At 61.7% G+C, this 18,512-nt stretch carries 15 protein-coding genes; 9 read left to right on the top strand and 6 right to left on the bottom strand.

What is annotated here, in order from left to right; genetic code table 11:
• The first annotated feature begins 7 nt into the window (after positions 1–7).
• The 3 genes from ACI0FO_RS28380 to ACI0FO_RS28370 all read left to right on the top strand — a co-directional run bounded on the left by ACI0FO_RS28380 (position 8) and on the right by ACI0FO_RS28370 (position 2,745).
• Positions 8–1,555: a PepSY domain-containing protein gene (locus ACI0FO_RS28380; protein ID WP_416031924.1), complete on the top strand. Its 1,548-nt coding sequence runs from the start codon at positions 8–10 to the stop codon at positions 1,553–1,555.
• Positions 1,556–1,620: 65 nt separating this feature from the next.
• A complete protein-coding gene (gene arsC, locus ACI0FO_RS28375; RefSeq protein WP_416031923.1) occupies positions 1,621–2,049 on the top strand; it encodes an arsenate reductase (glutaredoxin) in 429 nt (142 codons plus the stop codon).
• Between the two features lie 90 nt (positions 2,050–2,139).
• Complete coding sequence (locus ACI0FO_RS28370) at positions 2,140–2,745, top strand: phosphatase PAP2 family protein (protein ID WP_416031922.1); 606 nt, start codon at positions 2,140–2,142, stop codon at positions 2,743–2,745.
• A gap of 107 nt (positions 2,746–2,852) precedes the next feature.
• Here the strand turns inward: ACI0FO_RS28370 and ACI0FO_RS28365 are convergent, their stop codons facing one another.
• The 3 genes from ACI0FO_RS28365 to ogt all read right to left on the bottom strand — a co-directional run bounded on the left by ACI0FO_RS28365 (position 2,853) and on the right by ogt (position 5,657).
• The gene (locus tag ACI0FO_RS28365; RefSeq protein WP_416031921.1) at positions 2,853–3,836 is read right to left on the bottom strand and encodes a Bug family tripartite tricarboxylate transporter substrate binding protein; all 984 of its coding nucleotides are present in this window, start codon (positions 3,834–3,836) and stop codon (positions 2,853–2,855) included.
• A gap of 100 nt (positions 3,837–3,936) precedes the next feature.
• A complete protein-coding gene (locus tag ACI0FO_RS28360) occupies positions 3,937–5,022 on the bottom strand; it encodes a tartrate dehydrogenase (RefSeq protein ID WP_416031920.1) in 1,086 nt (361 codons plus the stop codon).
• Positions 5,023–5,132: 110 nt separating this feature from the next.
• Positions 5,133–5,657: a methylated-DNA--[protein]-cysteine S-methyltransferase gene (ogt, locus tag ACI0FO_RS28355; RefSeq protein WP_416031919.1), complete on the bottom strand. Its 525-nt coding sequence runs from the start codon at positions 5,655–5,657 to the stop codon at positions 5,133–5,135.
• A gap of 145 nt (positions 5,658–5,802) precedes the next feature.
• Here ogt and ACI0FO_RS28350 point away from each other — a divergent pair, with 145 nt between their 5' ends.
• Positions 5,803–7,248: an AlkA N-terminal domain-containing protein gene (locus ACI0FO_RS28350; protein ID WP_416031918.1), complete on the top strand. Its 1,446-nt coding sequence runs from the start codon at positions 5,803–5,805 to the stop codon at positions 7,246–7,248.
• Between the two features lie 46 nt (positions 7,249–7,294).
• Here ACI0FO_RS28350 and ACI0FO_RS28345 read toward each other — a convergent pair whose 3' ends face one another.
• From ACI0FO_RS28345 to ACI0FO_RS28335, 3 genes are read right to left on the bottom strand one after another with little or no spacing between them, the layout of a single operon-like run.
• Positions 7,295–7,936, bottom strand: a complete 642-nt coding sequence (locus ACI0FO_RS28345) for a response regulator (RefSeq protein WP_416031917.1) — start codon at positions 7,934–7,936, stop codon at positions 7,295–7,297.
• Positions 7,929–11,339 (bottom strand): hybrid sensor histidine kinase/response regulator, encoded by a 3,411-nt coding sequence (locus ACI0FO_RS28340; RefSeq protein WP_416031916.1) that lies wholly within the window; start codon positions 11,337–11,339, stop codon positions 7,929–7,931. The genes ACI0FO_RS28345 and ACI0FO_RS28340 overlap by 8 nt, the downstream gene beginning before the upstream one ends.
• 11 nt (positions 11,340–11,350) lie before the next feature.
• On the bottom strand, positions 11,351–12,616 hold the full coding sequence (locus ACI0FO_RS28335) for an EAL domain-containing response regulator (RefSeq protein ID WP_416031915.1): 1,266 nt from the start codon (positions 12,614–12,616) through the stop codon (positions 11,351–11,353).
• A 310-nt stretch (positions 12,617–12,926) separates the two neighbouring features.
• Here ACI0FO_RS28335 and ACI0FO_RS28330 point away from each other — a divergent pair, with 310 nt between their 5' ends.
• The 5 genes from ACI0FO_RS28330 (at position 12,927) to ACI0FO_RS28310 (ending at position 18,483) form a co-directional block, all read left to right on the top strand.
• The gene (locus ACI0FO_RS28330) at positions 12,927–13,463 is read left to right on the top strand and encodes a fimbrial protein (RefSeq protein ID WP_416031914.1); all 537 of its coding nucleotides are present in this window, start codon (positions 12,927–12,929) and stop codon (positions 13,461–13,463) included.
• Positions 13,464–13,539: 76 nt separating this feature from the next.
• Positions 13,540–14,277 (top strand): fimbrial biogenesis chaperone, encoded by a 738-nt coding sequence (locus tag ACI0FO_RS28325; RefSeq protein ID WP_416031913.1) that lies wholly within the window; start codon positions 13,540–13,542, stop codon positions 14,275–14,277.
• Positions 14,278–14,385: 108 nt separating this feature from the next.
• The gene (locus ACI0FO_RS28320; RefSeq protein ID WP_416031912.1) at positions 14,386–16,944 is read left to right on the top strand and encodes a fimbria/pilus outer membrane usher protein; all 2,559 of its coding nucleotides are present in this window, start codon (positions 14,386–14,388) and stop codon (positions 16,942–16,944) included.
• 6 nt (positions 16,945–16,950) lie between these two features.
• Entirely contained in the window at positions 16,951–18,030 is a 1,080-nt protein-coding gene (locus ACI0FO_RS28315) for a fimbrial protein (RefSeq protein ID WP_416031911.1), read from the top strand.
• 78 nt (positions 18,031–18,108) lie between these two features.
• Positions 18,109–18,483, top strand: coding sequence for a hypothetical protein (locus ACI0FO_RS28310; RefSeq protein WP_416031910.1), 375 nt, complete (start codon positions 18,109–18,111; stop codon positions 18,481–18,483).
• Positions 18,484–18,512 lie beyond the last annotated feature (29 nt).

The raw sequence follows: 18,512 nt of genomic DNA, 5'->3' as shown, positions 1-18,512 counted from the left end.
AGATGCCATGAGCGCCGCATTGACCCGTCCGCCCCGCCATCCCGCCGGCCCGCCGCTATCCGCCCGCGCCAAGCGCTGGCTGTACCTGATCCACCGCTGGGCCGGCATCGTGCTGTGCCTGTTCTTCGCCATGTGGTTCATCAGCGGCGTGGTGATGATGTATGTGGGCTATCCCAAGGTAACGCCGCAGGAGCGCCTGTCGCGCTTGGCGCCGCTGGATGCCGCCGCCATTGCCACGGTCACCGTCACGCCCGAGCAGGCGTTGGCAGCGGCCGGCGCCGGCGTCAACGGCGCGCCCGGCCTGAGCCTGGCCGCCACGCGCGGCGGCGCGCCGGTCTATGCCGTGCCCGCCGGCCCGCGCGACGCGCCCAGAATCGTGGATGCGGCCACGGGCGTCGTGCTGCCGCCCGCCGACGCCGCCGTCGCGCAGGCCACCGCCCGCGCCTGGTTCGGCGGCCGCTACGCCGCGCGCTACCACGGCGCCATCGTCGAAGACGTGTATACGCATTCCGGCGCGCTTGATCCGCACCGCCCGTTGCACCGCGTGGACATGGACGATCCGGACGGGACGCGGCTCTATGTCTCGTCGGCGACCGGCGCGGTGGTGTTGGACGCCACGCGCCGCGAACGCCTCTGGAACTACGCGGGCGCGTGGATCCACTGGCTGTATCCGTTTCGCGGCAATGCGCTGGACCCCTGGTGGCATGACATCGTGGTGTGGCTTTCCGTCGCGGGCGTCGCGCTGGCTCTCACGGGCACCCTCGTGGGAATCCTGCGCTGGCGCTTTTCCAGGCCCTACGCCAGCGGCAGCCGTTCGCCTTACCGCGAACGCATGATGCGCTGGCACCACCTTAGCGGCCTGCTGTTCGCCGCCGTCACGATCACGTGGATTTTCAGCGGGCTGATGTCGATGAACCCGTGGAAGCTCTTCACCAGCACGGCCGCGCCGCTGGACCGCGCGGCGTATGCCGGCGCGGCCACTGGCAGCCCGCTGGCGTCGCCCCGGGCCTTGATTGCCGCCTTGCCCGCCGCGCCGCGTGAAATGACCTGGGCGCGCGCCGCCGGGCAAGACGTGGTGCTGGCGCATGGCCCTGCCAGCGCGCCCCAGGTGCTATCCGCCACCCAGGCAACACCGCATGCCTACGCCGAGGCGGATCTGCGTCAGGCGGCCGCGCGGCTGGTGCCCCACGCGACGCTGCGCCAGGTGCAGATGCTGCGCACCTATGACCTCTACTACTACGCGCGCGATGAACATGCCATGCTGGGCCACATCGAAAAGCCCCTGCCCGTGTGGCGGCTGGTCTACGACAATCCGCAAGCCACCTGGATTTATCTGGACCCGCGCACCGGCCTGATCCAAGGCCGACAAGACCGCAGCAATCGCGTCAGCCGCTGGCTGTTCGCCTTTCTGCACAGCTGGGACTGGACCGGCCTGCTAGCGCGCCGCCCGCTATGGGATGCGCTGCTGATCTTCCTGAGCCTGGGCGGCGCCGCCCTCAGCCTGACCGGCGTGGTCATCGGCTGGCGTCGGCTGGGCAGGAAGCTGCGCGCCTGATGGCGCGTGGCCGATGCACTATGCTCACCGTCTTGCAGACGAACTATCCGCATCAAGGAGCCACCATGTCCGACGTCACCATTTATCACAACCCCAAGTGCGGCACGTCCCGCAATACGCTGGCCATGATCCGCAACGCCGGCATCGAGCCCCAAGTCGTGCTGTACCTGGAAACGCCGCCGTCCCGCGCCACGCTGAAAGCGTTGTTCAAACAAGCCGGCGTCAGCGTGCGAGACGCGCTGCGCGAAAAGGGCACGCCCTACCTGGAGCTGGGCCTGGACGATACCTCGCTGTCGGACGACGCGCTGCTGGACGCCATCGAACAGCACCCTATCCTGCTGAACCGGCCTTTCGTGTCAACGCCGCTGGGCGCGCGCCTGTGCCGCCCCAGCGAACTCGTGCTGGACATCCTGCCTGCTCCCCAGCAGGGCGCGTTCACCAAGGAAGACGGCGAGCCGGTCGTCAATGCCGACGGCAAACGCATCCAGAAGTAAAAACGCGCGGGGCGGCGCATTTTGGAAGCGGATTGACGGGAACGCGCTTTACCATCGCGGCTATCGATTATTACGCTGCGATGACGAGTCATGGATTTCCTGGAACCCCTCAACCAGTCCCTTTTTCTTCTGATCAACGCCGCCCCGGACACCCCCCTCTGGCGCATCCACGCCGCCATGGTGGTGGCCAATCAACTGATCCTGCTGGTGCCGCTGGCGCTTGCCGCGCTATGGCTGTGGGGCGGCGAGGCGCAGCGCAGTCTGGCGCTGAAGGGGTTGGCGAGTATCGCCGTCGCCCTGTTCGCCAGTTATCTGTGCGGCGCGCTGTGGCCGCATCCGCGCCCCTTCGCCATCGGCCTGGGGCAGGCGTTCTTCCCGCACAAGGCTACGTCGTCGTTTCCCAGCAACCACACCGTCATCATTGCCACCTTCGCGTGGGCGCTGATCTTTGACCGGCGCTGGGCGGGATGGGGCATGGCGGCGCTGCTGGCGGCCGCCGTCGTCGGCACGTCGCGCGTGTACCTGGGCGTGCATTTCCCGCTGGACATCGCGGGCGGCCTGATGCTGGCGCCCGTCGCGGCGGGCGTGGCCGCGCCGGTCTGGGCCCGGGTCGGCGCCCCGCTGACGCGGGCCGCCGAGGCCGTCTATCGCAAACTGCTGGCCCTGCCCATCGCGCGAGGCTGGATCCGCGCCTAGCCGGCTGCCCTGGCCGACCGCATTTGACCGACCGCATTTGTGACCGGCCGTACCTGACCGGCAGCACCTGACCAGCCGTCCTAGCGGCTGCGCCTGACCGGCGGTCCTCAGTTGATCGCGACTTTTGCGTCCTTGACCAGCTTGGCATAGTTCTCGGTGTCGGCCCCGATGCGGGCCCGCATCTGCTCCGGCGTGTCGCCGATGGGCACCGCGCCGATCTCCGCCATGCGGCGCGAGAAGTCCGGCGACTTGATGATGGCGACCATCTCGGCGTTCAGCTTCGTCACGATGTCCTTCGGGACGGCCGCCGGCGCCAAAACGCCGAACCACGTCCCCATGTTGAAGGGCTTCAACCCTGCCTCTTCCATGGTGGGCACGTCGGGCAGCGCGGCCGACCGCTTATTGGTCGTCACGGCCAGCGCGCGCAGCTTGCCGCTCTGGATATGCGCCAGTACCGGCGTGATGGTGTCGAACGACATATCGATCTGTCCGCCCAGCAGATCGGTCGTCAATGGGCCGCTGCCCTTGTACGGCACGTGCAGCAACTGCACATGGCCTTCCTGTTCAAACTGCGCGCCGATCAGGTGCTGCCCCGTGCCCATGCCATTGGACCCGTAGGTCAGCTTGCCCGGCGCCGCCCGCGCCAGCGTCAACAGCCCCTGCACGTTCTTCGCGTCCAGCTTGGGGTTCACGACCAGCACGTTGGGCACCAGCGCCACCGTCGTCACGGGCGCGAAGTCTTTCTGGAAATCGTATTGCAGGCTCTTGTAGACGCTGGTGGCGATGGTGTGGTGCACCGCGCCCATCAGCAACGTGTAGCCGTCGGGCGCGGCCTTGGCCACATAGTCCGCGCCCAAGGTGGACCCCGCGCCCGGCTTGTTCTCGACCACCACCGGCTGGCCCAGGCGCTTGGCCAGTTCCTGCCCCAGCGCGCGAGCCAGCACGTCGGTCGTGCCGCCGGCCGGGAATGGCACCACCAGGTTCACCGGCCGCGCGGGATACGGCTGCGCCATCGCGATGCCGCCCGCCAGCGGCAGGCTCAACAGGCACGCGAACGCCAGGACGCGCGCGCGTAAGACTTGCTTGGACATGCTTGTCTCCTTGGGATACGAATGGACTTCGCTTCTTGTTGTGTCGCCGGAAACCGCCCCGGGTCTTATGCCTGGGGTCTGGTCTCCGGGGAATGCCCGTCTACGCCGCCCGCGCCTGCCCACCCGCCTCCAGCTGCGCGCAGACCGCCGCCGTCACCTGCTCCGTCGTCGCGGCTCCGCCCAGGTCGCGGGTATGCAAGGCCGGATTCGCGGTCACGCTTTCGATGGCTTGCATCAACCGCGCGGCGGCGGTGTTTTCGCCCAGATGCTCAAGCAGCATGACGACCGACCAGAACGTGCCTACCGGGTTCGCCAACCCCTTGCCCATGATGTCGAAGGCCGACCCGTGGATGGGTTCGAACATGGATGGATAGCGGCGTTCGGGATCGATATTGCCGGTCGGCGCAATGCCCAGGCTGCCCGCCAGCGCCGCGGCCAGATCGCTGAGGATGTCGGCGTGCAGGTTGGTCGCCACGATGGTGTCCAGCGATGCCGGGCGGTTGACCATGCGGGCGGTGGCCGCGTCCACCAGTTCCTTGTCCCACGTCACGTCCGGGAATTCGCGGCTGACTTGCAGCGCAATCTCGTCCCACATCACCATCGCATGACGTTGCGCGTTCGACTTGGTCACGACCGTCAGCAGCTTGCGCGGACGCGACTGCGCCAGCTTGAACGCAAAGCGCAGAATGCGTTCAACGCCCGCGCGGGTCATGATGGACACATCGGTGGCGGCTTCGATGGGATGCCCCTGATGCACGCGCCCGCCCACGCCCGAGTATTCGCCTTCCGAGTTTTCCCGCACGATCACCCAGTTCAACTGTTCGGCCGTGCAGCGCTTGAGCGGCGCGTCGATGCCGGGCAAGATTCGCGTGGGCCGCACGTTGGCGTACTGGTCGAAGCCCTGGCAGATCTTCAGGCGCAGGCCCCACAGGGTGATGTGGTCGGCAATATCGGGATCCCCCGCCGACCCGAACAGGATCGCGTCCTTGTCGCGCAATGCGTCCAGCCCGTCGGCGGGCATCATCACGCCATGCTTGCGGTAGTAGTCGCCGCCCCAGTCGAAATCCTGGAACTCGAAGCGCAAGCCATTTTGGCTGGCCAGCGCTTGCAGAATGCGCTGGCCGGCAGGAATGACTTCCTTGCCGATGCCGTCGCCGGGAATGGTTGCGATGCGATACGTCTTCATGGGCCGACAGGCTCCTTGCTGATAAGGGTCTGTCGGCACTTTACCGAGCGCAGGCGCCGCGGACGGCGCCTGAATTCACAACATCTTTAACCTGGAGTTGAAAGTGGCGGTCAGTGCGCGGAATGCCTGGCCTCGTGGTCCAGCAGCCAACGCTTGCGGTGCAGCCCGCCGCCGTAGCCTGTCAGCGACGCGTTCGCGCCGATCACCCGGTGGCAGGGAATCACGATGCCGACCGGGTTGGCGCCGTTGGCCAGCCCCACCGCGCGCACGGCCGACGGCCGTTCGATGCGGCCGGCCAGGCCGCCGTAGCTGACGGTCTGCCCGCCCGCGATGCCGCGCAACGCCTGCCAGACCTGCCGCTGGAAATCCGTGCCGCCCAACGCCACGGGAAGGCCATTGATCGCCGCCACGTCGCCATCGAAATACGCCTCCAGCGCGCGCCGCGCCGCCGATACCTCAACCGCGTCCCGCACCTGCACGGCGTCTTTCCCGTACTGCCGGCGCAGCAGCGTATGCATGCGCGTTTCATAATCTTCCCAATCGACCGCCCGCAGGCGCTGTTGCGAATCCGTCAGCACCAGCATCTGGCCCAATGGCGTGGCGACGCGCTCCAAAGAGAATGTAGGGATCGGCATGGCCGGCTCCTGGTGAAGTCTCGATGCGGCCAATATATACCCCGCATGGCCGCTGGACTGGCGGTTTTCGGACACCAGTGTGGGCTTCGCAACCGTGTCCGAAAACCGCTAGATCCCGCCCCTGGCACGGCGTTAGTATCGGTGCATGGACCTGAACCACGACGCCTGCTACAGCGCCATCCAAGTGCGCGATGCCCGTTACGACGGCCGCTTCTTCACGGCCGTCAAAACGACCCGTATCTATTGCCGGCCCGTCTGCCCGGCACGCACGCCGCTATCGAAGAACGTCACGTTCTTTTCAACGGCGGCCGCCGCGCAAGAGGCGGGATTCCACCCATGCCTGCGCTGCCGGCCCGAGACCGCGCCGGAACTGGGGCCGGGACATGAACTGCCCGACAGCGTGGCGCGCGCGTTGCAATTGATCGAACTGGGCGCGCTGGACGAAGACGGCGTGGAAGCGCTGGCGCAACGCCTGGGCGTGGGCGAACGTCAGCTGCGCCGCCAATTCCGCCAACACCTGGGCGCATCGCCCGTGGCGGTGGCCCAGACGCGCCGCGTGTTGCTGGCCAAGCAGTTGATTCACGAAACCCGCCTGCCCATGGCGGAAATCGCCTTTGCCTCGGGCTTTGGCAGCATCCGCCGCTTCAATGAGATTTTCCTGGACTTGTTCGGCCGCGCCCCGGGCGAACTGCGCCGCTCCGAGAAACCCGAAATTTCCGCCGGCCTGCACGGCGAAATAAAGCTGCTGCTACGCTACCGCCCGCCCTATGACTGGGACGCCATGCTGGCCTTTCTGCGGCTGCGCGCCATCCCTGGCATCGAACACGTCACGCACGACAGCTACGCGCGCACCGTCAGCCTGGACGGCCATCAGGGTACCGTCACCGTGCGCCCCGGCACCGGCAACGCCTTGCAGGTCATCGTGCGCTTTCCCCGCCTGCAAACGCTGCCCGCGATCATCGCGCGGGTGCGCCGCGTATTCGACCTGGCCAGCGACCCCGTCGCCATCGCCGCGCAATTCGCCAATGACCCGGTCATGACTTCGCTGATCCAGGCACGGCCCGGCCTGCGCGTCCCCGGCGCCTGGGACGGCTTTGAACTGGCGATGCGCGCCGTCCTCGGGCAGCAGATCACCGTGGTCGCCGCCATTCGCCTGGCCGGCAAACTGGTGGCGGCGCATGGCACGCCCATGGCGCAGCCGGAGGGCCCATTGACCCATATCTTTCCCGAGCCCGCCGTCGTCGCCGCGGCCGAACTGGCCTCGCTAGGCATGCCCCGCAGCCGCGCCGCGACGTTGTCGGCCGTGGGCGCCGCCGCTGTCGCCGACAAGCACCTGTTCGACGCCGCCACCGGGCTGGACGAAGCCGTGGCGCGCTTGCGGCAGATCCGCGGCATCGGGGAATGGACGGCGCAATACATCGCCCTGCGCCAGTTGCGCGAGCCGGACGCGTTCCCGTCGGCGGACATCGGTTTGATCCGCGCATTGGAGAAGCTGGAATCGCGGGAAATTACCCCCGCGCAGTTGTTGGCCCGGTCCGAGCAATGGCGGCCGTGGCGCGCGTATGCGGCGCAGCACCTGTGGACGGCCTGACCGCTTAAGCGCCGCGTCGACACGTCAGCGGCATCCTGCTGAACGGTTACGTGAAAAGACCGTTTGCCGCGCAAAACATGATTAACTCGTGGTCATTGGTGACTTCGAGTTTACGCATCGCCGACATCTTCTGCGCGCTGACGGTTTTCACGCTGCGTTGCTGTTTTTTAGCAATCTCGGTCACGCCCAAACCGGAAAAAAGCTCTCGAAGCACCTCCAGCTCTTTCCGGGTCAGTTTGGCCAGGACGTCCGGCGCGCCGTCCTCCTCGCGAATCGGATTGACCGACCGAGTTCTCGGCATCGCGACGCCGTTCAGCACTCTGTCTATCGAGCTGCTCAGGTCGTCCAGGCTGCCCGTCTTTACCAGTACCGCCGCCACGCCCAGTTTGTACAAGCTTGCCGCGACCGTCGCGGACGAGATCATCGTCAGCACCACGATGCTGATGTCCGGAAAGGTCCGTCGAAGGTAGGCGATCATCCGAAGCCCATCCCCGAAACGCACAGACCCCGGCATGTTGTAGTCGGTGATGATCACGTCCGGCCGCAGACTCGACATCAAATCCACCAACTGGTCGGACGAACGCGCCTCGCCCAGGATCTTGTAGTTCGGATATCGGGCCAGCGCATGGCGCACGCCCGCGGTCGCGATGGGGTGGTCGTCCGCAAGAATGATGGATGTGCTATTCACTGCCCCTCTCCTGGCTTTCGCCGCGATGCGATTGCGGCGTCCTGGCCTGCAACCGGTCAAGCAGTGCCTCCAGCGCGTCAATAAAACCCGCTACGCGCCGCGTGGACTCCCCATCCTGGGGGCCCTCGTGCAATTGGTTTTCGATATCCTGGCAGCGCGCGGCCAATTGCTCCTGGTTGCTCATGACCAAACCGCCACGGACCCGATGCAGGGCAGATTTCAGGCCCGCATGGTCGCCGTCCCGCGAACACCGCCGCATCAGGGCAGCATCCTCTTCCATGGCGGACAGGAAGATGCCAAGCATGAAGCTGGGGATCTTTCCGGCGGCATCGACGCCATCTGGCGCGGCGTCAAACACCTCGGGCGCCTCAGCGAGGCCTGGCGCGCCATCCGCAACCACCCGCAGCAGGCAGGTCTGCAACGTCTGGAGCTTTATCGGCTTCACCAACCAGGCATCGATGCCGGACTGCCCGCCCGCGCCGCCACCGCTCGGTTGCGCATTGGCGGTGACACAAATGATGGGTTTATTCATCCCTTGCTTGCGCAGCCGGCCGATCAGCTCGGGGCCGCCCAGCCCCGGCATATTAACGTCGGTCAACAACAGATCGAACTTCTCGTTGGACCACGCCTTCAATGCGGCCACGCCATCGCTGCACAACGTGACGGAACATCCCAACGATGTCAGTTGGCGCTTCAGCACTTCCTGATTGATGGCGCTATCTTCGGCCACCAGCACACGCAATCCCAGGCCTCGCAGCCGCTGCGTCGGGTTGGCGTCGGCTTCCGTAAACGGCTGGGCGGGGATGCCGCTGTCCGAAACGTGATGCGCCGGCGGCGCGTCGTTTCGATGCCTGGCCACGATCACCAGGGCATCTGCCAAAGCGCCCAGCGAATAGCTGCTGACCCGGACGGCATTGGGTTGCCGCTGAGGTTGCAACGGGCCTTTTTCCGTGGCGATGATCTGCATGCCGTGCCACAGCATCGGCGGCGTCAAATCCGGCGACACGTTCAGCAGTACCGCCCCGCCGTCCGCTTTCTGTAGCGCCGTGGCCTCTGTGTTGCATTGCACGCCCCATTGCTCGAGCCACTGCCGGTAATGGCGCCGGAGTTCCACCGTTGGCGCGCGAACCACCACTTCCAGGTCATGCAGATCTTCGGCGGGTTCAACCGCAATCGCGGCATCGACCAGCGGAAAATCGATCGTGACGGAAAACGTGCTGCCAACGCCGAGTTTGCTCACCACATCGATCCTTCCGCCCATCAACTCGACCAGGCTTTTGCAGATCGCCAGTCCCAGGCCGGTGCCGCTGGTCATGCCCGGCTCGGCATAGACCTGAAAGAAGGGGTCGAACAGCTTGGATTGGTCTTCATCCGGGATGCCGATGCCGCTGTCCGAAATGCGCCAGACCAGGGTCGCGCGCGTATCGCTCGCATGGTGCAGGTCCAGACTGATCCGAAGCCGGCCGACTTCCGTGAACTTGATGGCATTGCTAAGCAGGTTGCTCAGTATCTGGCGAATGCGGTCCGCGTCTCCCCGCACGGCACGCGGGATCCGAGAATGGACCACGCAGTGCAGGGACAAAGCCTTATTCGAAGCCGTCGCCGTGTAGGCCTGCGTCACCATCTCCGTCAGTTCCAACGGCGAGAATGTGTCGATTTTCAGTTCTACGACACCCGATTCGATCTTGGACATATCAAGCACGTCCCCGATGATGCCCAGCAACATGCCGGCGGACCGTTGGGTGGTGTCCAGATAGCTCTTTTGCTCAACGGACAGCGGTGTTTCGGAAAGCAGCTCCAACGTGCCCAGCACACCATAGAGCGGGGTGCGAATCTCATGGCTCATCGTTGCCAGGAATACGGATTTTGCGGCGCTGGCTTGGTCCGACACTTGTTTGGCGGTCGACAGCGACTCTTGCGCCTTGACGTGCGCGGACACATCGGAAAAAGTGCAGAGCAATGCGTCGTGGTCTTCGTATCGGGTTTGCGCGAAATAGCCGGAAAGATGGCGGTTCTTTATATTCAAAGACACGGATTCTTCAGTGGTGTCACCCTGGGCATAACGGTTGACCCAGCTGCGGCCAAGCTTATTGAGTTCGTCTTTATCGCCCAGCCATTCGCTAGCCAGCGCATTCGCCCTGAGTATTTCGCCCGACGGACGACCCAACACGCACATGGCGACTTGCGCGACATCGATTACGCCGCGCGCAAATGCTTCGCTCTCTTCGATTCGCTGGCGCTGTTTATACACAGGCTCGTAATACCGCTTGAAATACCACTTCATGAACAACAAGGCCACCACGCCGCTGACCAGCGTCAGCATGGCAATAGCGGCCAGCTGCCGATACAGCGTATCGAAGATCGTTATATACGACAGCCGGTATTCTGCTGCCCAGCCGTTCTGGCTTTCCGTTCTTAAGATGGACGCATCGTGCAGCAATTCAACGCCCGGAATCAGGGCGCGAGGCGGCGCGATCTGGGGAGTCAATACCCGACCGTCCTGAGAATGGATCTCGAAAGAAGGGCTTTCTTTCCCGTCGGCAGCGGAAATATGGGGAAACTGCGGCGCATCCGCAAAATCCAACGTGGCCGCAATCCACCATTCTCCGCGAGTGATGGAATCAGGGTTCAAGCTATCCTTGATTTTGGCATAGGCGGCAAGCATCGGGCCGTTTTGCGCGTGGGCCGCCCCGCCCCAATAGACAACACGATTGGCGCTTCCCCTGCGCTCACGCATCGTTTTCACCAAGTTATCCGGATCACGCACGCAAAGATGCGAGGCGCCAATCAGCGCATCGGCGTCTTCTCGAGTGCATCCAAACACAACTCGACTGCCGTTCTTCAAATCGAATAACGCAATTGGCACCTTGCCCAGAGACGTCGTATTCAAGCTTGACCGAAAGCGCGACAGAACCAGGAACGCGAACATCGAGATTCTTCTCGCCTCATCGCGGTTGGCAGCCTCATCACCGCGTGTCGGAAAAACAATCTGCAGCGTCAGACCGGTTACCCGATATACGGCCGAATACGTCTCGGTAATCGACTCATCGCTTGGCGTCTGCCGCTTTAGATCCATGTAATACATGGTCGGCGGAAATTTATCGATGGTCTCTACTTCGATTGCTCTCAATAGCGACGTCTGCAACGCAGAGATATCGTCAACGACGTGATGAAAATGCTCACGCATCTCTTTCTTTTCTATACTGATTTCCCGGGTGACGGTCCAGTAGAAAAGAGATATCGTCATGACAATAAGAGATGCCGCCAGCAAGACCAAGCCTTGTAGCCCGCGATTCGTATGGGTGGACATGAGGAGCAATGGAACGTAAATCCGACCAAGTGGGGCGCCAGCGCTATTAGCCTTGTTGGTGTCGAATGTATTGGCTAATTTCGGCAAAAACAAGAAGATTTTGCTTATGCGTCCTGGCAGGCCGCAGCGCCTGACCACAACGCGCCCGAATCGGGTAAACGTTTATAGACGGCTGCCGTGTTCGTCGAGTTATCCCAGCAATCGCCATGCAAACGGATTGCCATCAAATTTACGTCTAACGCCTCGGCGACGTAGAACCCCTGTACGGCCGTGCAGTCCAGCTGTCTCAATAGTTCAAGCTGTTCACGGGTTTCCACCCCTTCAGCAACGACCGCGATACCCAGGCGGCGTCCCAACGTAATGGCACTGTCCAATATGGCCCGTACTTTATCGTCATTGACGCAGTCTTGAATCAATGACCGGTCGATTTTCAATTCGGTGAACGGCACCGTAAGCAGATTATAAATAGAGCTGTACCCCTGCCCGAAGTCATCTTGGGCCAGCTTGAAACCCATCATGCGCAACCGGCAAGCGCCTGCATGAAAATCACTTAAATGGCTGGTAGTCGTTCCCTCTGTAAGCTCAAAGCAGATACTTTCCGGATCGCCCCCTGCGGCGCGCACGTTTGCCAGCAACCTGTCGGGCAGCGCGCGGTCGTCAAGCAGATGCGTCGGCAAGTTGATCGACACGGGAATGGAATACCCAGCGACCCGCCAGTGTTTTTGTGCCGCGATGGAAAACGACACAATACTGTTCAGCAAGCGCTCTTCCAGGCCATGAAAACTCAATGACGGCAAAAACTCCCCGGGAAAGCTGATAGTTCCATCGTCTCGCACCCATCGGGCCAGGGCTTCCACTCCACAGACAGAATCATCGATCAAGGCCAGCTTGGGCTGAAACCAAGCTTGTATTTCCCCATTATCCAATGCGCTCAACAGCGTATCTCTATCTTCGGAAATCCCTCGGGGCGGCTCTAACAACACACCTTGGGGTTGCTGCAGTTGTTTTAGCATCATGTCAATATCGTCGGCGGATACCGGCTTGCATATTTGCGCGATCACGCGTAAGCCCAGCAATTTGGCAACGATGCAAGCGCTGGCAAGCAACCGTTTGGGGGATGCGCTAACCAGTGCAATCGCTGGCGGGTTTATCAATTCCGAAAGACTCTGAATAAGCTGAACCCCATCCAGCCCGGGCATCATCAAATCGGTTATCACCAAATCAAAACGGTGTGAACGGAGTTTTTCCAAGGCATCCCACCCATTCAGCGCCGTCTCGACATGCCCGGCGCGGGCGTGGCGCATCAGGTGGACCATATATTCGAGCTGAAGCGCGTGGTCGTCGACGATAAGTATGTTCAAACGGGGCATGGGAATAGGTAAGCCAGTACGATTGAACGAAGTCTAGATCAGGGCGCTGGCAAATTCTGTCAGACAGATCTCAAATTTCGGCGCCGGGAGGTAGCCGCCCAAGCGAAATCCGGCGACGAATCACCCGCTGCGCAACAGGAGAAAATCGTCGACCAACGGATGAATCAGCCGCCGTTGTTTTTTATTAGTCAGAAAAAAATATGAGATTTGTCTGATTTATCAGTGCGGGTTTGTGTTGATACGCTTCGTTCGTCGATAGAAGTTCCTTAGGAATTTTGCGACAACCGACTCACAGACACCCATCGATCCCATGAAAAAAACCCTCCTCTCCGTCGCAGTTCTTTCGATTGCTTCCTTTTCCGTTCAAATCGCCCACGCCAACGACGGCAAGATCACTTTCAACGGGAATGTCACTGCGCAGACCTGCCAAATCAACAAAGACAGCAGCAAAGACTTTGAAGTCACGTTGCCAACCGTATCCACCTCGACACTGTCAGGTGCTGGGAAAACCGCCGGAACCACGCGCTTCGAAATCTCGCTGACGGAATGCTCGGCGGGTATCACCAACGTGCGGGCCTTCTTCGAACACGCCAATGGCACCACGACCGATGGCCGCTTGAAAAACTCGTCGGCCACCGGCGCAACCAACGTTGAAATCGAACTGGTGCGTGGCGAAGATGTATCGCCCATCATTGTCGGCGCTCCGGTCGCCACGCAAGGCGTGTTGCCCGTTACCGTGATTGAAGGTAATGCGAAGCTGGTCTATGCAGCCCGTTACTACGCGACCGGCGCGGCTGGCCCCGGCCCCGTGGTGGCGCAGACCGTCTACACCATCGCTTACCAATAATCCCGTAGCACTGCTACGCGTGGGGCGGCGCCGCTGCTGAGGTCAATGCTGCCGCCGCCCTCACGGAAATCCGATCATGACCCGACACTTTATCCAGATCCTGTCTTTGGCACGCCGGTACCTTGCCTTGCTGCTAGGCACAGTGCTTCTGCCGCTTAATGCGGGCGCCTCGATAGTTGTCAACGGCACCCGCCTGGTTTATCCGGCCGCAGAGCGAGAAATAACGGTAAAGCTTGAAAACGACGGCAAAAGCGCTTCCCTGGTACAGGTTTGGCTGGACGATGGGGACCCAAAAAAGAATGCCGCGGATATCAATCTGCCATTTCTTATTACGCCGCCAGTGGCAAGGGTGGACACCGGAAAATCCCAAACGATCCGCATGATGTTTGCCGGCGCCCCGATAGAGGGGGACAAGGAATTGGTGTACTGGTTCAATGTTCTGGACATTCCAGCCGGTGCGACAGACACCGGAGAAAATAAGCTGAAATTGGCGTTTCGTACTCGTATCAAACTCTTTTACCGCCCATCCGGTTTAAAAGGGAGCGTGGACGACGCCCCGCAGTCGCTGGAATGGAAGCGGGAACCCGACGGCCTTCGAGTTTCGAATAACTCGGCCTACCACGTTACTTTTTCGTCGGCGACGCTGCGCGGCTCCAACGCCCAGATTAACTTCGAAGAGCGATTCATGATCAAACCGGGCGAGTCATGGCAGTTGAAAACGTCGGGCTTGCAGGTTAAATCCGGCGACGCCCTGGATATAAAAATAATCAATGACTATGGTAGCATCACGGACATACAGGCGCAGGTTCGATAAGCGCCACTGATCCGACCGTCAAGCTTCCGATAAGCGCCAACGCGCCTATTTCTATATTCAAGCCGGCCCATTTTCCTGCGCCTGCCCACCATACATCGCGAACTCAACATGACACGTCCGCAATCTGCTGGATTGGACGGTGGGAGAAGTCTTGCCATCCGTTTGATCAGCCTGGGAACGCTGGCCGTCGCAAGCAGTTTTCCGGCATTTGCCGACAAGGTGAATTTCAACGCCGAATTCCTGCGCGCCACGGGCGGAACAGGCATTGACGTCAGCGCGTTCGAGACGGGACCGGTCGTACTACCGGGTTCATACAGCGTGGACGTATATCGGAATGGCGAATGGCTGGGCCGCCAGACCTTGCAGTTTATTCAGGACCTGGGGCAGCAGAGCGCAAAACCCTGCTTCAACGCAGCGTTGCTGCTCTGGCTGCGCGTGGATATGACCAAGGTCGCGCTAGCGCCCGGCACCGCGGAAAGCGCCTGCATCCGCCTGAATGAGGTTCTTGCGGGGTCGACGATTGCCTATGACTCGGGCGAACAACGACTGGATATTCAAATTCCCCAGGTGTTGATAGCGGCCGGGTCGCGCGGCTATGTCGATCCGGCGCTCTGGAGCCATGGTATTCCCGCCGCCGTCTTGAACTACAGCCTGAGTCATTACTCAAGCCACGGGAACAACGGCATGGACGGGTCGGACACCTATCTGGGCATCAATGCCGGGTTGAATGCCGGCGCCTGGCGCCTTCGCCACCAAGGCAGCTTCACGCGGGACAGGCGGGGCGAACAAAGTTATCAAAGCGTGCAGACATACATTTCGCGCCCGATCGCATCCTGGGGCGCCCAATTCAGGGCGGGCGACGCCTTTACCGGGGGCCGCCTGTTTCCCAGTTGGGGCTTCCGCGGCGTGCAGCTCAACACCGATGAAAGAATGGTCCCCCAATCGCAGCGCGGCTATGCGCCGATCGTGCGGGGTATTGCCAATAGCAATGCGCGGGTGCGGATCAGCCAAAGCGGCAACGTCATCTACGAAACAACCGTGCCCCCCGGCGCGTTTGAGATCTCGGACCTGTACCCGACGGGCTTCGGCGGCGACTTGACGTTGGAAGTCCTGGAAGCGGATGGGCGTGTGTTCGAATCCAGGGTCCCCTATGGCGCGGTGGTGAACTCGCTGCGCGAGGGCGCGTCCAGATATCAGATCACCGCGGGCACGTATCGCAATCGCACCTTGTCCGACGAACCCGCCTTTTTTCAAGGAACCTACGAGCACGGCTTTTCCAATTTCTTGACCGGCTACGGCGGCTTGATCGGGGCACGCGCCTACCAGGCGGCGCTCGCGGGCGTGGCGTTGAATACTAATTTTGGCGCGTTCGGCGCGGACGTCACCGGCGCGATCGCGGACATTGATCCGGACTCGCGCAGCCGCGGGCACAGCATAAGACTGAGCTATTCCAAATTCCTGGAGCCCACGGATACGAACATTCTCCTGGCGGCATACCGGTACTCCAGCAGCGGCTACCGGGAATTTGAAGAAGCGGTGGCGCTTCGGCAGCTTTCGCGCGGAGATGGCGGATTGCCAGACTATCGCGGTCTGCGGCGCAATCGGCTGCAGTTGAATGTGTCGCAACAATTTGCGCCCTCTTACGGCTCGATGTACCTCTCGGGCTCCGTCGAGGACTACTGGGATAGAGGCGGTCGGGGCACCGAATTCACCGCCGGCTATAGCAATAGCTACCGTCTGGTGAATTACTCCCTGTCGTTGGGACGCCGCCTTGATGTGTTGACCCGGAAGTGGGAAAACCAAGTGACACTGAACGTGTCGTTTCCCATCGGCAGCAATGGCCACGCCCTCTATGCGTCCACCTCGGTCCAGCATTCATCGAACGGAACATCGAACGTTTCGCAATCCGTGTCAGGCACGGTGGGCGAGCGCCGGGCGCTGAGCTATAGCCTGACGGCATCCGCCCAGCGCAGCGACTATGACCACCAAGCGGTGGCAAGCGGCAATGTGAACTATGTGTTCCCTGCGGCCACGCTTAATGTGAATGCCAGCGCGGGCGGGAATACGCGCCAGATGGGTGGCGGGTTGACGGGCGGTTTGGTCGTGTATGGAGGAGGCATCGCATTCTCTCCGGTGCAAGGCGACACATATGCCATCGTCGATGCGCCCGCCGGCGCGGGCGCACACATCCAGAACCTGAACGGTTTGCGTCTGGACGCCAGTGGCAAGGCGCTGCTATCGAACCTGACGCCCTACGAGATCAACACGATCACCGTCGACCCCAAAGGGCTGCCGCTGGGTGTCTCTTTCCAGACCACGGAACAGCGCGTCGTGCCGACGGAAGGCGCCGTGCTGCGGGTGCCGTTTGAAAGCCAGCAAATGGGACGCGCAGCGGTATTGGAGGCGCGCCGCGCGGACGGAACGGCCTTGCCGTTTGGCGCCCAAGTCCTTGATTCCGCGGGCCAGACCGTCGGCGTGGTCGGCCAAGGCAGCCGCGTCATCGCCAACGCCTTGGCCAAGGACGAAGGCGTGCTCAATGTGCGCTGGGGCGGGGCCAACGATGAGCACTGCCAGCTTGCTTACCGGCTATCGCCGGCCAAGATTGGCGAACCCATTGTTGTCGCGCCCAATTTGCTATGCCGCCCCGAGAACGACATTAAAAACTGATCGAAAATGCAAAACACCAGAATCGCTGTCATCGCAGCCGCACTTGCCGTCCTTGGGGTTTTCGCCGATCAGCGGCCTGCTTCGGCCCAGTCCGTTCGCTGCACGTCGCTAAAGACTAACGCCGAAACGCTGAACACGCCGCGCACGATCACGATCCCCCGCAACATCAGGGCGGGGATCATCACGCTGACGCCATGGGTTAAGAGCCAACCCACAGGAAATTTAGCGCAGTGCACGTTTAGCGGCGCGGCACAAGATTACGGCGGCGGGTATGGTTTCGGGACCGACGCCGTGAACTCCGGGTATGTGTACGCAGAGACGGATAACACCTATCCCATATACAAGACATCTGTGCCCGGCATTGGATTCGTGGCACGCGTAGACGTGCAATCCGGGCAATGTCCGCTTTCAAGTTATCCCGTTCGCGGTCCGCAATCGCTGGCTGGCGCGTTGTGCAATCCTGGCACGCTGCCCCTGCCGACACCATTCTACGTGCGAGCCACTGCCGCAATTCGGTTTGTGAAATATCTGAATACTGCGCCAGCCGGCGGCGTCATATCCGCGCAGGCGCTCATGAAGGGCCGTATAGCGACCAGGTCCGGACCGATGGGCACTCATATCGAATACGGGAATTTTGATAATTACATTTCAATTCCGAATATCGAGATCACCGTGGGTACGTGTTCGACCTCGGATCAGGACATAGCACTAGGCGATCATACCCAGTCGTCTTTTGTCAGAGCGGGCTATACCACAAAGCCCACTTATTTTTCGTTGAAACTGGACAACTGCTCAGCAGGAATGAGCAGGATCCGCTATAGGCTGGATGCGACAACCACAATAATAAATCCCGCACAGGGCGTGGTCGCGCTGGACGCAACATCCGCGGCCAAGGGACTGGGAGTCCAGCTTCTGGATGGCAAGGGCGACCCCTACAAATTCGGACAGTGGACGACGGTAGGCGAATACACCGGACAAGCAGGATCTTTCAGCATCCCCTTCCGAGCCAGATATTATCAAACCGCCTCCACCGTATCTCCCGGCCCCGCCGGCGTAAGCATGATTTTGATGATGAGTTATGAATAGCGTCATCGGAACCGATATCTGATTGGGCTTTTTTTTGCGCTTTCTTGATAGAAGGCGTCTTGTGATGGTAATGACCCCATGCGTATCGACCGTTCATACCTCAGCACGATGACAATCGCGAAAACAGCGGCGGATGCAGCATGCCAAGGTCCGCTGGAGTGCCTGAGCTCGTCGGCCAGAACGTCATGCCTGGCCGCGAGTCTTGGCGCCGGCCTGCCGCGCACGACGCTGATCGAACGTCTGATGCGAGAGCACAACTGGACCCACCTTTGCGCATGGAGACACGCGCATGGTTATTCAAAATCAGAGGTGGCAAGCCGTCTTGGCGTGCACCGGATGACCTATGAACTGATTGAGGACGGCACGGTCGATCTAGGCCCCTGGTTAGCCCCCGCCCTGGAATGGATACTGGTTAGCGCGATAGATAGGAAAGCACATCCGAATCGCCGCTAGCCGCTGTCACACGCCCTTTCCGCAGCTCT

Source organism: Achromobacter marplatensis (assembly GCF_049060505.1).
Lineage (GTDB): Bacteria > Pseudomonadota > Gammaproteobacteria > Burkholderiales > Burkholderiaceae_B > Achromobacter > Achromobacter marplatensis_A.
The sequence above is the reverse complement of the archived record's forward strand: the minus strand, read 5'-3'. Positions and strand labels throughout refer to the sequence as shown.

Coding starts and splice junctions, on each gene's coding strand:
- ACI0FO_RS28360 (WP_416031920.1), bottom strand. CDS start 5,022: ATGAAGACGTATCGCATCGCAACCATTCCCGGCGACGGCATCGGCAAG.
- ACI0FO_RS28310 (WP_416031910.1), top strand. CDS start 18,109: ATGCGTATCGACCGTTCATACCTCAGCACGATGACAATCGCGAAAACA.
- ACI0FO_RS28370 (WP_416031922.1), top strand. CDS start 2,140: ATGGATTTCCTGGAACCCCTCAACCAGTCCCTTTTTCTTCTGATCAAC.
- arsC (WP_416031923.1), top strand. CDS start 1,621: ATGTCCGACGTCACCATTTATCACAACCCCAAGTGCGGCACGTCCCGC.
- ACI0FO_RS28350 (WP_416031918.1), top strand. CDS start 5,803: ATGGACCTGAACCACGACGCCTGCTACAGCGCCATCCAAGTGCGCGAT.
- ACI0FO_RS28365 (WP_416031921.1), bottom strand. CDS start 3,836: ATGTCCAAGCAAGTCTTACGCGCGCGCGTCCTGGCGTTCGCGTGCCTG.
- ACI0FO_RS28315 (WP_416031911.1), top strand. CDS start 16,951: ATGCAAAACACCAGAATCGCTGTCATCGCAGCCGCACTTGCCGTCCTT.
- ACI0FO_RS28335 (WP_416031915.1), bottom strand. CDS start 12,616: ATGCCCCGTTTGAACATACTTATCGTCGACGACCACGCGCTTCAGCTC.
- ACI0FO_RS28380 (WP_416031924.1), top strand. CDS start 8: ATGAGCGCCGCATTGACCCGTCCGCCCCGCCATCCCGCCGGCCCGCCG.
- ogt (WP_416031919.1), bottom strand. CDS start 5,657: ATGCCGATCCCTACATTCTCTTTGGAGCGCGTCGCCACGCCATTGGGC.
- ACI0FO_RS28325 (WP_416031913.1), top strand. CDS start 13,540: ATGACCCGACACTTTATCCAGATCCTGTCTTTGGCACGCCGGTACCTT.
- ACI0FO_RS28320 (WP_416031912.1), top strand. CDS start 14,386: ATGACACGTCCGCAATCTGCTGGATTGGACGGTGGGAGAAGTCTTGCC.
- ACI0FO_RS28330 (WP_416031914.1), top strand. CDS start 12,927: ATGAAAAAAACCCTCCTCTCCGTCGCAGTTCTTTCGATTGCTTCCTTT.